13 protein-coding genes and 1 riboswitch are annotated in these 15769 nt (G+C 69.4%); of the genes, 5 read left to right on the plus strand and 8 right to left on the minus strand.

Translation table 11 applies throughout. The features are described 5' to 3' along the window. Together QM591_RS03170 and QM591_RS03175 are read left to right on the plus strand one after the other, a co-directional pair. Window positions 1-3314, plus strand: a 3314-nt coding sequence (locus QM591_RS03170) for a phage tail tape measure protein (protein ID WP_415129534.1), incomplete at its 5' end; no start/stop codon positions are given. Continuing rightward, window positions 3308-3649: a hypothetical protein gene (locus tag QM591_RS03175; protein WP_415129536.1), complete on the plus strand. Its 342-nt coding sequence runs from the start codon at window positions 3308-3310 to the stop codon at window positions 3647-3649. The genes QM591_RS03170 and QM591_RS03175, both read left to right, overlap by 7 nt. Window positions 3650-4184: 535 nt before the next feature. Here QM591_RS03175 and QM591_RS03180 read toward each other — a convergent pair. The 3 genes from QM591_RS03180 to QM591_RS03190 all read right to left on the minus strand — a co-directional run bounded on the left by QM591_RS03180 (window position 4185) and on the right by QM591_RS03190 (window position 6813). After that, window positions 4185-4796: a hypothetical protein gene (locus tag QM591_RS03180; RefSeq protein ID WP_415129538.1), complete on the minus strand. Its 612-nt coding sequence runs from the start codon at window positions 4794-4796 to the stop codon at window positions 4185-4187. A 299-nt stretch (window positions 4797-5095) separates the two neighbouring features. Beyond that, complete coding sequence (locus tag QM591_RS03185; protein WP_415129540.1) at window positions 5096-6289, minus strand: hypothetical protein; 1194 nt, start codon at window positions 6287-6289, stop codon at window positions 5096-5098. Next, the gene (locus tag QM591_RS03190) at window positions 6280-6813 is read right to left on the minus strand and encodes an RNA polymerase sigma factor (RefSeq protein ID WP_415129542.1); all 534 of its coding nucleotides are present in this window, start codon (window positions 6811-6813) and stop codon (window positions 6280-6282) included. The genes QM591_RS03185 and QM591_RS03190 overlap by 10 nt, the downstream gene beginning before the upstream one ends. Window positions 6814-7327: 514 nt before the next feature. On the opposite strand from QM591_RS03190, the gene QM591_RS03195 reads away from it, so the two are divergent. After that, complete coding sequence (locus QM591_RS03195; RefSeq protein WP_415129544.1) at window positions 7328-7531, plus strand: hypothetical protein; 204 nt, start codon at window positions 7328-7330, stop codon at window positions 7529-7531. An 89-nt stretch (window positions 7532-7620) separates the two neighbouring features. Then, window positions 7621-9702: a bifunctional lysylphosphatidylglycerol flippase/synthetase MprF gene (locus tag QM591_RS03200; RefSeq protein WP_415129546.1), complete on the plus strand. Its 2082-nt coding sequence runs from the start codon at window positions 7621-7623 to the stop codon at window positions 9700-9702. A gap of 23 nt (window positions 9703-9725) precedes the next feature. Here the strand turns inward: QM591_RS03200 and QM591_RS03205 are convergent, their stop codons facing one another. The 5 genes from QM591_RS03205 to QM591_RS03225 all read right to left on the minus strand — a co-directional run bounded on the left by QM591_RS03205 (window position 9726) and on the right by QM591_RS03225 (window position 13561). Further along, entirely contained in the window at window positions 9726-10052 is a 327-nt protein-coding gene (locus QM591_RS03205; protein ID WP_415129611.1) for a DMT family transporter, read from the minus strand. 8 nt (window positions 10053-10060) lie between these two features. Beyond that, window positions 10061-10124, minus strand: a riboswitch (guanidine-III (ykkC-III) riboswitch). A gap of 58 nt (window positions 10125-10182) precedes the next feature. Further along, complete coding sequence (locus QM591_RS03210; RefSeq protein WP_415129548.1) at window positions 10183-11064, minus strand: zinc-ribbon domain-containing protein; 882 nt, start codon at window positions 11062-11064, stop codon at window positions 10183-10185. Window positions 11065-11110: 46 nt separating this feature from the next. Next, window positions 11111-11962: a CPBP family intramembrane glutamic endopeptidase gene (locus QM591_RS03215; RefSeq protein ID WP_415129550.1), complete on the minus strand. Its 852-nt coding sequence runs from the start codon at window positions 11960-11962 to the stop codon at window positions 11111-11113. Next, the gene (gene trmB / locus QM591_RS03220) at window positions 11959-12624 is read right to left on the minus strand and encodes a tRNA (guanosine(46)-N7)-methyltransferase TrmB (protein WP_415129613.1); all 666 of its coding nucleotides are present in this window, start codon (window positions 12622-12624) and stop codon (window positions 11959-11961) included. The genes QM591_RS03215 and trmB overlap by 4 nt, the downstream gene beginning before the upstream one ends. An 85-nt stretch (window positions 12625-12709) precedes the next feature. After that, the gene (locus tag QM591_RS03225; protein WP_415129552.1) at window positions 12710-13561 is read right to left on the minus strand and encodes a DUF3097 family protein; all 852 of its coding nucleotides are present in this window, start codon (window positions 13559-13561) and stop codon (window positions 12710-12712) included. A gap of 204 nt (window positions 13562-13765) precedes the next feature. Here QM591_RS03225 and QM591_RS03230 point away from each other — a divergent pair, with 204 nt between their 5' ends. Further along, on the plus strand, window positions 13766-15727 hold the full coding sequence (locus QM591_RS03230) for a TPM domain-containing protein (protein ID WP_415129554.1): 1962 nt from the start codon (window positions 13766-13768) through the stop codon (window positions 15725-15727). Window positions 15728-15769 lie beyond the last annotated feature (42 nt).

The raw sequence follows: 15769 nt of genomic DNA on the forward strand, positions 1-15769 counted from the left end.
CGTTCGCGTCGCAGGGTCTCCTCGGGTCGGACGCTGGCACGTCGCTGAAGACGATGCTGCTGAACCTGAACCCGACGACGAAGAAGGCCGCGGATCTCGTCGAGCAGTACAACCTGCAGGCGTTCGATCAGCAGGGGAACTTCATCGGTCTCGCGGAGTACGCGGGGAAGCTGCAGGCCGCGCTCGGTGGGATGTCGGCGGAGCAGCAGTCCGCGACTCTGAAGACGATCTTCGGGACCGACGCGTACCGTGCCGCCGCCGTCATGCTCGACGAAGGCGAGGGCGGGATCCGGAAGTGGATCACCGCCGTCAACGACCAGGGGTACGCGGCGGACACGGCCCGGGAGCGTCTCGACAACCTGAAGGGCGACATCGAGGCGCTCGGCGGGGCTCTCGACTCCGCGATGATCACGATGGGTGCCGCGGCGAACGGTCCGCTCCGTGAACTCGTGCAGGGGCTCACTGCTCTGGTCGACGGGTTCAACGAGCTCCCTGACGGCGCGAAGGATGCCCTGTTCTGGGTGAGCGCGGCCGGCGCGGCCGCTCTGACCGCGGGCGGCATCTACCTGAGCATGGTCCCGAAGATCGCCGCGTACCGGGCGAACATGAGCGCGCTCGGAGCGACCGTGTCGACGACGACGAAGATCGTCGCAGCGTCCGCGGCGACGCTGTCGGTCGCGCTGCTGGGCGCGTCGGCGGTCGTCGGCGTGTTGGCTCAGGCGCAAGCGGAGGCGCGGGAACGGGCCGAGTCCTACGCGGACGCGTTGACTCGCGGTGGCGACGCGGTGCGGAAGCTCGTGGTTGAGAGCTTGCAGGCCGAAGAGTCGTTCCTGTGGCTGAACAAGGGTTCCGCGTACGACGCGGCGGAGCGTTTCGGGATCAGCCTCGACACGCTCACCGACGCGGTGATGGGCAACCGGGACGCGATGGCCGAGCTGAAGCCGTTGTACGACGCGCTCAACGGTGACCTCGACGCGTATAACGCGTTGATGGCGAAAGGCACCGGCAGCAACGTCGAGAAGCAGCTCTCGTTCGAGGTGCTCACGCAGGTGCTCAACGAGCAGAAGGACGCGCAGGCTGAAGCGAACCGGCTCAACGAGCAGTCCGCGAAGGCGAACGCGGGAGCCGCCGCCGGCGCCGACGAAGCCGCGGCCGCGTCGCAGCGGCAGGAGGAGGCGCTGCGGGGCGTCGCGGGACAGGCCGGCTACACGCAGGACGAGATCGAGGACCTGTCCGACACGATCCGGAAGTTCGGGTCGGCCGCGCTGGACGTGCGGTCGGCGCATCGGGAGTTCGAGGCGGCTCTGGACGACGTGCAGTCCAAGCTGAAGGAGAACGGGAAGACCCTCGACATCTCGACCGAGAAGGGCCGCGACAACCAGGCCGCGATCGACGACCTTGCGAAGGGGGCTCTCGAGTACGCGGCGGCGCTGTACACGCAGACGGGCGATCAGAACAAGGCGTCGGCAGCGATCCAGAAGGGCCGGGACAGCCTCATCGACATGCTGGGCCGGTTCGGGATCACGGGCAAGGCGGCCGAGGAGTACGCCGACAAGCTGGGGCTGATTCCGGATCACGTGGAGACGTACGTCGAGGCCGTCACCGACCCCGCGAAGCAGGACATCGAACGGTTCATCAGCGCGATGGAGGGGCGCCGAGTCACCGTGTACGTCGACACGAAGGGCGGCTTCAAGTACCGGTTCCCGAACGGGAACGTCGCGTCGTTCGCCGGCGGCGGCGCGGTGAGCGGGCCGGGTACGTCGACGTCGGATTCGGTCCCGGCGATGCTGTCGAACGGTGAGCACGTCATCCCGGCGGACGAGGTGCAGGCCGCCGGGGGGCAGTCGAAGATCTATGAGTGGCGTGCGGCGATGCGTGGTGGTCTTCCCCGGTTCGCTCGGGGCGGCGCGGTCACGAAGACCGATGCCGACAAGGCGGTGCGTGACGCTGAGGCTGACGTGCGGCGTGAGAAGCGGGACTACGAGGACGCGAAGCGTGCGCGTGACGCGACTCGGAAGGGCACGAAGGCGCGGACGCGGGCTGAGAAGAAGCTCGACAAGGCGAAGGACGACTACGAGAAGGCCAAGGACGACCTGCAGGACGCGAAGGACGACGCGGCGCAGATCCGCGCGACGTACAAGCGGCAGCAGACGGACTGGAACACCGGGAACCGTCGGGGTGAGAACCGCGAAGCGGGGATGAACGGTCGTGGCCTGCAGCTGGTCGACGAGCTGCTCGATATCGCGGCGTTGCGGGGCGGGAAGGCCGGGAAGGCTCTCCGCGACGAGGCGCTGCGGTCGGAGAAGCAGTACCTCAGCCTGCAGAAGTCCGCCGCTGACGCGGCCGACGCGCTCGACGAGGCGGACGGGAAGCTGACCGGGTTGAAGGACTCGGCGGCGCGGATGGCTCAGGCTGTCGCTGATCAGATCCGGTCGGTGTTCAACCTGGCGTCGCTCGGGCAGTCGAAGACGGAGACCCGCTCGAAGGTGCAGAAGCAGTCCGTCACGGTCGGCGGCCGCACGTACCAGTTCGAGGGCGTGTCGACTGAGGAGGTCACGACCAAGCCGACGGCCGGCTCGTTCCTGGCTGGGTCGAAGGCGGCGGAGGCGCGGATCCTGGGATTCGGCGACAAGCTGAAGCGCCTCGCGGACAAGAAGTTCGATCCGAAGCTGCTCGAGGAGCTCGCGCTGTTGGGCGTGGAGAACGGGGAGCCGATCGCGGACGCGCTGCTGGGTGCGACGGCGTCGCAGGTGTCCCAGATCAACGCGTCGTACGGGAACATCGGCACCCTGTCTGCCGTGGCGGGTCAGACCGTCGCGGACGCGAACTTCGCTGCTCTCATCACCGAGGCGCAGAAGGACCGCGACGCGGCGAAGAAGAACGCGGACGACATCAAGAAGAAGCTCGAGACGGAGACGACTCGGATCATCACGAAGATCACCGACGCGCTGAAGGCGGGCGTGAAGAAGGCCGGCGGCGGTCCGATCATCGGCCCCGGCACGTCCACGTCGGACTCGATCCAGGCGTGGCTGTCGAACGGTGAGAACGTGTGGGACGCGGCGTCGGTGGACCGGTGGGGTGGGCAGGGCAACGTTGAGCGTCTGAAGAGGATGCGTCCCACGTCGTTCGGGTCGTCGACGTCGTCGACGGGCGACGGTACCGTGAGGGTCGAGGTGCAGATGCCGTCCTCGATGACGCTGCGGGATCAGGATGGTCAGGTGATCGGGCGGATGCGGGTCGAGGCTGACCAGCTGATGACGCGACGGCTGTCGCACGCGATGCAGGGTCTCGGGCAGGAGGTAGCGGAGTGGTGAACGACGACGGCGCCGTGCCGGACTTCGAGATCCCGGACGGGATGATCGACCACGACGTGTTCTTCGCGCAGTGCACGTTGGTCTACGAGACGCTCCTCGCGGGGAAGGACGCCCGCCCCTTGCTGTGGCAGTTCGTGAAGGAGTCCGGCGACGCATACGCCACGCTGGTCTCGCGGGCCGTGTTCCAGCCGGTGGGCGTCTTCCTGTATCGCTACTCGACGCCGGGTGAGGCGTTCAAGGTGTCGCGGGTGTTCGCGGATCTGATCGTGCTCGCTCGTGAGCTCACCCTCCGCGAAGAGCTCCGGAAGGCCCCAGAATCTCCATCGGAGGCCTGACCCTCACCGGGACACCTGCTGTGGCTGTGGTGGAGGTTCACGGGGCGCACACGGCTTCCTGCACGGTGCCCACGGGCACCGCCACCAGGAGCATGGGCAGGTGGGACATTTGCCCCACGTCGGAGGTGTCACGTTCGGTTATGCTCTCCCTGTGGAGCCACCTCCCCGCGCCAGTCTTGAAATAACAGAACGTCGGAACGCGCGGGCTTCGGGTGGCTCTACGCACGTCCACGGCCCGGTGGTAACCTCGGCGAGGTAGGGCACTCCCCCGCGCTAGTCCTGAGATAACGGACCGTCAGAACGCGCGGGCCTTGGGTGCCCTACCCACGTCCGGGTGCTGATGCTACGATCGAGGCCGATACCGGTACCCTCCCTGCGTCAGTCCTGAAATAACGGACCGTCAGAACACGCGGGCTCGAAGGAGCCGGTATCGCTTTGTCCGAGGGGTGGGGCCATGCCCCCTGACGACAACACCGACAGGACCGCCGGGGAGGTGCGTCGCCGGTCGAGCGGGTTAAGAGATTTTTCGGGAGGGCTACGACCAGCGTTGCCCGGCCCAGAATCCCGCCGGCCTGGCAACCTCCGCGAATGCTCGGCATTGGACGAACACGGGGCATCCGAGGCAGATCGACTCCATCTCCGCCTCTCGCCGTTCGTCGAGCTTCCCGTCTGAGACGAACACCCGGTAGCCGTCGCATGCCGGTCGGACGCGCTTCAGGGTCTCGTGCAGCACGTCGAACTCGTCACCGCCCCGCATAGGCTTCACGTTCACGAGCGGCTCGGGTGCACGAGTGGGTGCGGGAGGCCCTACGGGACGATCTGAGGTACACCCCAGCACCCCGGAGGGTTCCGGGCTCACGGTGCGGTTGGTGCGGTTCAGAGAGGCAGGAAGCGGCGGCGCGGACCAGCCCTCCTCTGCCGCGCGCTTCCGCATCCGGTAGTAGTGCACCGGCGACGCCTTCATTCGCTCATGCCACCACGCCTGCAGCACCGTCTTCTCCACGACCCGCTCACGCTGCCCGTCGACGACGCGCCACCCCATCGGCATGCCCTCTTGACGCCACCGTCGGATGTTCCGGTCAGTGCAGCCGACGAGCTTCGCGGCCTCCGTGTACGACAACCAGGTCTTCGAATCCAGATCCGCCATGACCGGCATCATGACACGCGGCGCGCGTGGCAACACGGTGGCAACACGTTGCCGCGAACATCGTGATTCAGCGTCGATCATGTGACCGAAAACTCCCGCAATCACAGCGATCTGCGGAAGCCGACCGGCGCGCCTGGGCGTGGTCTAGAGTTCCGGTACCAAAGGTCGCAGGTTCGATTCCTGTCGGGGGCACTCCGGGTTGTACGCGGAACGGGTGTGAGTTCGTCCGCGGAACCTCATGGCATGAGAAGACGCCGCCTGATTTCCAGGCGGCGTCTTCTCATTGTGCCGAGGCTCGGTCAGCGGGCCTCTAGCAGCTCCGCTGCGACCTCCCGGAGATCGCGGGCGAGCTCACGGGACTCGAGGACGACGATGCTCTCACCGTCTCTCAGGAGAAGCCGGGTCAGCGGATCCGCCGTGCCGACCTGGTCCGCCTGGTCTTCCCGATCGTCGATGACGGCTTTCTCCGCACCCGCGACCGTGGTGTCCACGGCCGCCGGCGCCAGCTCCTGGACGAGGCGGTCCCATCCCGCCGCCCCACCCGGGTAGATGGTCACCCAGAGCGTGGGGAAGGATGTCGCCTCGGACTGGTCGGCGTCCTCCGTCCACGCGCACGAGCCGATGACCGCTCCTGCACCGGCAGCGATCTCGTGCAGCGGGTCGGGCCTCGAGCCATCGGCGCTGACGGGACCCTCCACGGGGGTACCGCCCAGCGCGGACGGGAGATCGATCGCTGCTCCGATGTCATCGCAGCCCGCGAATCGCTCCCAGCCCGTCCGCTCCCCCGGTGCGCCCGGGGACAAACCGGGAAGAACCGCCCCGACCGCGTCCGCGACCTGATCCACGAGTCCCTCGGGGACATCCTCGCCGTACGTGGTCGCGCCGGGGCCTACGGTCACGAGGGCCCAGAGCTCATCCGTGGCACGAGCGACGCGGCAGCCGTAACCGTCGTAGCCGATCGGCTCACACCGCGCCGATGCATATCGGTCTGCGACACCTTCCGCGACCACCTCGGCGGGGAAGAGGTCCACCTGCACCTGCCAGGTCCCGCTCCATCGGCAGCTCAATGCTCCAAGGGTCTGCAGGGATGTCGAGGTGACGTCGTCCACGGTGCCTTGCCCGACGGCGGCGGGCAGCTCGGCGGACGGAATGACGTCATCGCACGAGCCTCCCGCGACGGCGACCGGCGTCTGCGGCGCTGTCGGCGGTGGTGCCGTCGGTGGCGGAGAGGACGGCGACGGCGCCGACGATCCGGTGGGGGTCGGACTCGCGGTCGCGGTCGGGCTCGGCGTCTGCGCGATGTGCGGCGGCGCCGGACGGTAAAGCGCCAGCGCCGACGCACCGACGACGATCGCGACAGCCACGGTCGCACCCGCGGCAGCGGTCAGTCGGGCCCTCCGCGCCCTCCGGACGCTGAGCGAGCGCGCTCCCGCGGTGATACGGGACCGGAGCTCGAGCTGCTCCGCCTGGTCAAGTTCCTCGTTCAGGCCCATGTCTCCTCCACGGTGGTGAGCTCATCGCGCAGTTTCGCCTTGGCCCGGGACAGACGCGATTTGACCGTGCCCGGAGGGATGCCGAGGATCTCCGCGGTCTCGCGCTCCGCGTACCCCTCGAGAATCGCGAGCACGACGACGTGCTGCTCGGCAACGGGCAGCCGCTTCAACGCCGCCAGCACACCTGTCTCGTCCGATGAGACCACTTCCTGCGTCGCCTGAGCCACGGGGACGCGGGCGATGAGCGACCGATACCGCCTTCGCGAGCGTTCCAGGTTGCGCGCCGCATTGCCGACGGTCACCAGCAGCCACGGCAGCGGGGAGCCATCGACCAGACGCACGCGGCGGCGGTGACGCCAGAGTTCGAAGAAGGCGATCGTGACCGCGTCCTTCGCGTCCTCGCGATCGTTGAGCAATCGGCGGGCGTGCGCGAAGAGCCTCGTGCGGTGGCGGTCGAAGAGCGCCCCTAGCGCATCCTCGTCGTCAACGAGCACGCGGCGCCAATCCGAGGAATCGTCATGCATCACACCTTGTATTGTCCGGCGACGCACGATCGGTTCACGCCGGGCACGGAAGACACAGATCTCCGACTGCGCAACCTCTTCTCAGAACTTTTCGCGAAGTCGCGTAATAGATCCGTCCTCGCCCGCTCTCTTCAGTTGGGTCCAGCGTTCGGGGGGAGGCGGACTCCTGCGGGGCCGGTCACCATCGGGGGAAGGTGACGGGCCCCGCCAAACTCAGCCGCGACATCGTCGCCGCACATGAAGATCGCCCCGGGGCCGAGGCCCCGGGGCGATCATTCTGCGGATTCGGTGTCTGTGTCCGGATCCCTTTCGAGTTCCTTCTGTCTCCGTTTTCCTTCGCGATGCCTAAATTACTCAGCCTCGGCCGGCCGTCAAGACGTGGCCACCAACTCGTCTCACGTTCATGTTGAGGCTCAGGTGGCCGCTCGCCCGACGACGGAATCATCCTCTCGATGGATACCGGTCCGCCCCGCGGGCGACGCGGGAGAACCAGCCCGGTTCGTACCGTCGAATCATGGCCACCGCAACCCTGCCCCGCGTTCCCGCGTCAGCGATCTCCGCGCCCTCGGCGACTCGTCGCACGGCGTCGGCCGGAGGAGCGGCGGTGCTGTCGATTCTCGGCACAGCAGTGGCGATCGGCATCGCCGCTCTCGGCCTCTTGGTCGTCCCGGCCGCCGCCGCGATCGTCTTCGGCCCCGCGCTCCTGAAACTGCTCTGACCTCAGGCGCCCGGGCTCACGCGGACCGGGAAAGACGGTGCCGCGTTCCGAGACACCCGCTCACGGAGGTCCACGGTTAGGGTGACATCATGACGGTCACGTCAGCCCGCGCACCGTCCCGCTCCCGTCTGGTCGCAGCCCTCGTGAGGCGTGCACCCGTCACACTCGGGTTCGTCCTCGTCCTGCTAGTCGTGGGGCTGGTCTCCGGCGGCCTCTGGCGCCCGGTCGGTGAGACACCCCTCATGGACCTCTTCGGCTACGGCGTTCCCGCCTTCGAGGCCGGCCGCTGGTGGACGCCGGTGACCGGGGCGTTCCTCGTCGTCACCCCGTGGGGGTACGTGCCGACGCTCGCGACCATGGTGTCGGTTGGTCTCCTGGAGGCCACGCGCGGGTCGCGCGTCGCTTTGAGCTACTTCTGGATCGGACATCTGTTCGCGGTGGCCGTGACCGCGCTGATCGTCTCGGTGTGCGCGGGCGCGGCCGATTGGGCGTGGGCACAGGAGCAGGTGCAGACGCTCGACGTCGGTCCGAGCGCCGGAGCGCTTGCCTGTCTCGCGGCCTTCCTCGGCACGCTGCGCACGTCCTGGCGCCTTCGCGGGTGGCTGATCCTCCTTGCGACCCTCACGATCGGTGTGCTGGTCCTCGGCACGCTCGCCGACCTCGAGCACATGGCCGCCGTCCTCCTGGTGCTGGGCGTGGACCGCAGTCTCACCCCGCGGCGCGCGTCGCTGCGCGAGCAACGCCTCGTCGCGCAAGTGGGGATGGTCTCCTTCGCCGCGATCGAGGTGATCCTCGCGTTCGTTCCCACCGACGGCCCGCTGGGCACCACCGCACCGCTGGGCGGATCCCCCTGGAGCACGGCGATCGATGTCGCCATCGTCTCCCTCGTCGTCAGCGGTCTGCGCCGCGCCCGTCGGTGGGCCTGGCGGATCGCGACCGCACTCGTGGGGCTCAACACTCTTCTCGCTGCCGCGCTCTGGGTCCTCCTCGTCGCCGACTCTGCGAGCGACGCGAGCGACCTCATCGACGGCGATGCCCGCATCGAGATCGCCGCGGGCATCCTGTCCTTCCTCCTCCTCGTCTACCTGCTCAGCGTGCGGCGGGCCTTCCAGGGCGATCGACACTCCCGCGTCGGCCGATCGCCCGAACCCGACGTACGCGAGGTCCGCCACGCGTTGACGACATACGGCGGCGGCACACTCTCATGGATGTCGCTGTGGGAAGGAAACTCCTACGCACGCACCTCCGGCGGGATCGTCGTCTACCAGCGCCGAGTCGGTGTCGCGATCGCCCTGGCAGATCCCCTGGGGCCCGTCGCCAGTCGCTCGGCGTCGGCGAGGGAGTTCATCGCAGCGGCTGAGCACGCCGGTCTCGTTCCCTGCTTCTTCAGCGCCGGCGCCGACACGCGCCGGGCCGTGCCGAGAGAGTGGCGCAGCCTCGTGGTGGCCGACGACACGATCGTCGACCTTCCCGATCTGGCCTTCCGCGGCAAACGGTGGAACTCGGTGCGGACCTCGCTCAACCGCGCCGAACGCGAGCAGGTCACGTTTCGGATGACCCGCTACGCGGATGAGCCCTGGGCAATCCACGCCCAGCTCCACGCGATCTCCGAGCAGTGGGTCGGCGACAAGGCCCTGCCCGAGATGGGGTTCACTCTCGGCACCCTCGCCGAGGCGGCCGATCCGGACGTGCGTATCGCTCTCGCCCTCTCGGCGGAGGGGAACGTCGAGGGTTTCCTGTCCTGGCTCCCCGTCTACGGCGAGGGCCGGGTCCGCGGCTGGACCCTGGATGTCATGCGCCGCCGCGAGGGCGGGTTCGGGCCCGTCATGGAATTCCTCATCGCGCAGTCCGCGCTGACCTTCCGCGACGAGGGGGCTGCTCTCATGTCGCTGTCCGGCGCCCCGCTCACGCACGAGTATCCGCCAGAGGCGCGGCTGCTCACCGATTTGAGCACTCGACTCGCAGACGCCCTCGAACCGGTCTACGGGTTCCGCTCCCTCCACCGGTTCAAGGCCAAGTTCCACCCCCGCTACGAGACGATGTACCTGCTCTTTCGTGATGAGGCGGACCTGACGCGGATCGCGGCGGGACTCACCCGGGCTTTCCTCCCCAGTGCGACTCTCGGACAGTTCGCGCGGGCGGGGGCGGAGCTTCTCCGACGCGACGAGTGACTCCGTCGCCGCGGCGGCAACGATCAGTGCTCGGCGCCGCCCACGAGCTTCAGGCCGACGACGCAGCCCACGAGACCGAGGATCAGGAGAGTTCGGAGGAGCGAGAACTCCTCGTCGCCGGTGATCATCGCCCAGGCGACGGTCAATGACGCACCGATTCCGACCCAGACCGCGTACGCGGTTCCCGTCGGGATGTCTCGCATGGCCCAGGCGAGGCCACCCATGCTCGCCGCCAAGGCGACGCCGAACACCACGGTCGGCCAGAGCCGGGTGAAGCCCTCCGACTTGCCGAGAGCAGTGGCCCACACGGCTTCCAGCACACCCGAGACGATGAGGATGACCCACGACATAACGACCTCCTGGCCAGTCTTGTCGCTCACCGGGTACTGATCCGTCGTCCGGGGACCCTGTCGAGGTCCGGGACCCAGCTTACGGCGGCAACCTGCTCACCCTCTGTGCACCGCTTACCCGTCCGCCCCCTCAGCGCAGGTACGCATCGACCATCAGGGGGCCGCGAATGTCTCGGAGAGCATCGACCAGCCTCGCGAGAGCGCGCGCGTTCCAGGCGCCTATCCGCACGTCGTGCGGCCCGAGCGGCGGCAACTTCCCCGTCCGCAGGCGGATCACCTCCCATCCGGCAGCGCGGACGGCGCGGTCCTTCCGGCGGTCGGTGGCCTCCCGCTCCCCGACGTGCTCGAGCCCGTGGCGACCGATGGAGTCGTACTCGACCGCGATGCGCAGCTCCGGAAGTAGCAGGTCCGGCCAGACCTCGAGGTGGCGGAAGAAGGGGCGGGCCACCCTCAGGGCGGTCAGTCCCGGCGTGAGGGCCAGCGCGCCGAAGACGTCGGCACGCACCCGTTCCTCCACCGCCGAGGCCGGCGGGGGTGCACACACCGACTCGAACGGCTCTCCGACGGGGAGCGACGGAGTCTTGTCGCACACCTCGAGCGCCGGACGCGGCCGAGCCGGGCGCGCTCGCAGCACCGCGGTCTCCTGGACCATGGGCTCGCCGGGCAACGGCACGCGGTCCCGCATCGGAAGGGCCAGAGTCCGTGAAGGACGAGCGTTCTCGGCACACTCCGGGCACCAGGCACTCCGCCGACGCTGCCGTCCGGGACGGGAGCGCTGCTCCGCCGGGGTCGCGGCGAACCGGTGCCCGCGCTCGCATTCCCACAGCAACAGCACGTCGGCGGCCGGCGGGACCTGCGAGAGCGAAAGGCCGGCGTTGAGCTCCGGATGATACTGGCGGATCAACGCCGGATAGCTGGCCCAAGCCTCCCGGTAGGTACCGATGGGATACGGCACCGCGAGCGCCTTCGACCACTGCCGACGCGACCACCACGCTTCCACCCGCTCCGGCATGCCGGGAGGCTACCGCCCACCATCGACACGGTCGCGAGGCGCCGGGTCAGGGACTGATGAAGAAGATCGCGTCCAGGAGACCGGGGTTGTGGGCATGGACGAGCACGGCGAACACCACCGCGTCGAACAGCAGGTGCACCGTCACGACGTAGCCGAGGGAGCGGGTGCGCAGGAAGATGATCGCCTGGAGGAGCGCGAAGGGGATCGTCAGCACGGGTCCCCACGCCTGGTAGCCGAGCTCCCACAGGAAGGAGACGAACACGATCGCCTGCAGAACGTTGGCCGTGGCATCGGCGACGTGACGGCGCAGCAGGGCGAAGCAGGTGCAGATGAAGAACAGCTCGTCCCAGATCCCGACCGCGCCGACCCCGACGAACAGCCGCGCCACGAGGTCGGGAGTGTCCACGACGGGCCAGTTCTGGTAGACGCCCGACGTGATGAAGTAGAACGGCAGGATCGCCCACCCGAGAAGCAGCACGGCGACCAGCCACGCCCATTGCCAGCGGGTCCAGCGTCCACCTCCCCGCCAAGGGAAGCTGACGGCGTGATCGCGGTACACCCATCGCGAGACGGCGTAGGGGACCGCGACCGCACCCCCGAGCGCGAGGGTGAAGCGGAGCATCGCAGCGTTGTCGAGTTCCGCTTTGAGAGGGATCGCACTGACGATGAGCAGGCCCAACGCGATGAGTGACAGATCGCGGGCAAGCGACCTCTCTGCGGTCAGGACGGCGCGGCGCTCCCCCATCATTGCCGCACCGACCCCGACCGCGAGGAGCAGCCACCCGAGCCAGGGCTGGAGGAGCACGAAGAACGCGGGCGCAGCAAGGCAGACCGCGAGCGCCGGGAGCACGCGCCAGGACAGCGCCGGACGGCGGAGCTCGACGGCGAGATGCGTCACGCGCGCTCCCGCCGCCGGTAGGCGAGGTCACGGATCTCCCGCCCCTTGGCGAGCCCCTTGCGCTCGAACGCGGTCATCACCCGGCCGTCGAACCGGGGCGCCCACTCACCGTCGAACGCGGGCGCGAACTCCGCCGCATCGGCGAACACCTCCCGCATCTGCAGGGCGTACTCCTCCCAGTCGGTGGCGAGGCGAAGCACTCCCCCCTCGCGAAGCGCGCGTGCGGCCAGGGGGACGAACGCGGGTGCGATGAGGCGCCGCTTGTTGTGCTTGGTCTTGTGCCACGGGTCGGGGAAGAACACCCAGATCTCGTCGACGGAGCCGGCGGGCAGGAGATGTTCGAGCACTTCGGGTGCGTTGGCCTCCACGAGTCGCAGGTTCTCGAGGCCGGCACGATCGGCATCGAGCATGGTCCGTGCGAGGCCCGCGCGGAACACCTCGACCGCCACGTGGTCGCGCTCCGGGTGGGCCGAGGCGGCGTGGACGATCGCGTGGCCCTGTCCAGAGCCGATCTCGACGATGAGCGGCGCCGTGCGGCCGAACACCTCCGCCGGGTCGACGACGCTCCCAGGGCGAACGCTCGTCGCCGCGGCGTCGCGCTCGACGGTGAGCAGGAACCGCGGAGCAAGCTCCGCCCAGCCGCGCTCCTGCGCATCGCTCATCCGGCCGCTGCGGCGGACGAACGAGACCGGCTTGTCACGGAAACGTGGTTCGGAGGGCTCGCTCACTTCGGCATCGGGCACCGGTTCAGGCTACCGACCCGCCGTCCGCCGTGACGAAGTCGATGAGTTCCTCCACCCGCCCCAGGAGGGCCGGATCGAGGTCGCGATAGGTCAGCACGGCCGCCAGAATGCGCTGCCAGCTGCGGGCGAGGTCTGCCGGGGTGTCGGCCGGCCAGCCCAGGGCGCGACTGACCCCGACCTTCCACTCGACCCCACGAGGAACCTCGGGCCACCGGGCGATGCCGAGGGCACGCGGCGTGACGCACTGCCACACATCGACGTGCGGATGCCCGACGATTCTGACGAAGCGGCCATGCGGACCGCGTCGCACCGCCTCGGCGAGCCGTGTCTCCTTGGAGCCCGGGACGAGGTGATCCAGCAGCACCCCGTACCGGCGCTGCGCGGAGGGCGGATCGTCCCGCAGCACCTCCTCGAGGAGGTCCGCCCCCTGCAAGAACTCCACGACGACGCCTTCGATGCGCAGGTCGTCGCCCCACACCTTCTCCACGAGCTCCGCGTCGTGCTTGCCCTCGACGAGGATGCGGGACGCACGTGCGACGCGTGCCCGGGCCTGCGGTGCCGCGAAAGAGCCGGAGGCCGTGCGGGCCGGCCCCGAGGTCCGACGGGGCGCGGGGGCGACGAGTTCCACCGCCTCGCCGTCGATGAGGAAACCCCCGCCGAGAGGGAACAGTCTGCGGTTCCCTCGGCGATCCTCCAGTTCGATCAGGTTCGACTGGCGACCGACGACCGCGCCGCAGAAGCCGTCGGCGACCACTTCGACCACGAGGTCCCGTTCCGCCTCCACACGGGGCACCGGTCGGCGCCCCGCCTCCCGCCAGCCCGGAGCCAGCACGTCGCTTCCGTACCTGTCGTCCATGAACCCTCCGAAGCGGTGAGCCTAGTCGGCTCATCGTGCTCCGCACGGCAGACGCGCCCGCGGGCGGCCCGGACGGGCCCGGCACGGAGGACCAGGACTCGGCGGATCCACAGGCGCGAAGGCCCGTCTCACCTTTCTCCGCATGCCGCGCGGAGAATAGACTCACCAAGGGTGAGCAGCACGCCCGGCGAGGAGGATTCACCGATGCGATCGCGCAAGTCATCGGTGCTCCTCGTAGTGCTCGCCCTGATCTCGTCCGTCCTGTTCGGTGCGGCCATCCCCGCGGCGGCGACCCCTCCGGTCTCGCTCGGGTCCTCGCGTGTACTCGACGACGCCGGCGTGCTCAGCTCGTCGGAGGAGCGCGAGATCGTCGCACGCTCGGAGGCGCTGTCCGAGTCGTCTCGGCTCGACCTGTGGGTCGTCTACGTCGACCGTTTCACCGACCCGTCCGATCCCTCGGAGTGGGGAACCCAGACGGCTCGGCTGAACGGCCTCGGTCTCAACCAGTACGTCCTCGTGGTCTCCACTGACGGGCGCACCTTCTACCTGGCCGGGCAAGCCGGCGGCCCCGTCAGCGATGAGCAGCTCGCGCAGATCGAGCAGGATCGTGTCGGCCCTGCCCTCGGGAACGACGGGTGGGTCGCCGGTGCGATCGCCGCCGCTGACGGACTCGCCGCCGCACGCGGCGGAGACGGCGGCGTGAACCTCGGCGTCGTGCTGTTCGTCCTGCTCCTGGCCGCCGTCCTGGGCGTGCTGGTGTGGCTGTTCGTGCGGTCTCGCCGCCGCGCGGCCGGCGCGGCGGGGGGATCCGCCCCGGCCGTGCCGATCGAAGAGCTGGCGCGTCACGCGGCCTCCGCCCTCGTCCAGACCGACGATGCGGTAAAGACGAGCGAGCAAGAGCTCGGGTTCGCGCGCGCGCAGTTCGGCGATGAGGCGGCGGCCGAGTTCGAGGCGACGATCGCTCAAGCCAAAGCCGACCTCGACGCCGCCTTTTCGCTGCAGCAGAAGCTCGACGACGACATTCCCGACACCGATGACGAGGTGCGGGCCTGGAACACCCGGATCATCGAGCTCTGCACGCACGCGAACACCGAGCTCGATGCGAAGGCCGAGGCTTTCGACGAACTCCGCAAGCTCGAGCAGAACGCCCCCGAGGCGCTGACTCGGGTCCAGGAGCTCCGCACGGAGATCGCCGCCCGGGTGCCCGATACGACGGCAACGCTGACGGGACTCCGACAGGAGTACGCGGCGGACGCCCTCGCCACGATCGCCGACAACGCGGAGCAGATCACGCAACGGCTGGCGTTCGCCGATGAGCAGGTGGCCCGCGCCGAAGCGGCCATCGGCGCGGGCAAGGGCGGTGAAGCGGCCGTGAGCATCCGTGCGGCCGAGGAAGCCATCGGCCAAGCCCGTGCCCTCGAAGACGCGGTGGCCCGGATGCGCGACGACCTGCGCGCCGCCGAGAGCCAGGCCGCTGCCCTCCTCGCCGAGATCGACGGTGACCTCGCCGCGGCCGCCGCCCTTCCCGACGTCGACGGCCGCGTGACAGGTGTCGTCACCGCCACCCGTCAGCAGACCGAGGCTGCGCAGCCGCTGCTCACCGGCGCGGAGCGCGACCCGCTTCGCGCCCTCGAGCTCCTCGAACGCGCCAACGCTCAGATCGACGCGCTGCTGGCGGGGATCCGCGACGAGCAGGAACGGCAGCGGCGTGCTGCCCAGCAACTGGAGCAGTTGCTCGCGCACGCCCAGGCGCAGGTCTCGGCCGCGGAGGACTTCATCACGTCGCGCCGCGGTGCAGTCGGCGCCACCGCCCGCACCCGGCTCGCCGAGGCGGGCGCGTCCATCGTCCACGCTCGGCAGCTCGCCGCCACCGACCCGACGGCGGCGCTGTCGGCCGCGCAACGCGCGAACGAGCTGGCCGCGCAGGCGATCCGTCAGGCCCAGAACGACGTCGGGGCTTTCGGCAGCGGATCCGGCAACGGCGGTGGGAATGTCATGGGGGCGGTGCTCGGCGGCATCCTCCTCAACTCGATGCTCGGCGGGGGCGGAGGCGGCAGGCGCGGCGGCGGGCCGACCATGCGCTCCGGCGGCCGCGGAGGCGGCTTCAGCTCCGGCAGTTTCGGGGGCGGCGCCACGCGCACCCGGCGAGGCGGAGGACGATTCTGAGCCGCACGACCGCCCCCTGACCCTTCGCAACACACGGATGAA

This window comes from Microbacterium sp. (genome assembly GCF_047607225.1).
In the GTDB taxonomy this organism is placed as follows: Bacteria; Actinomycetota; Actinomycetes; order Actinomycetales; family Microbacteriaceae; genus Microbacterium.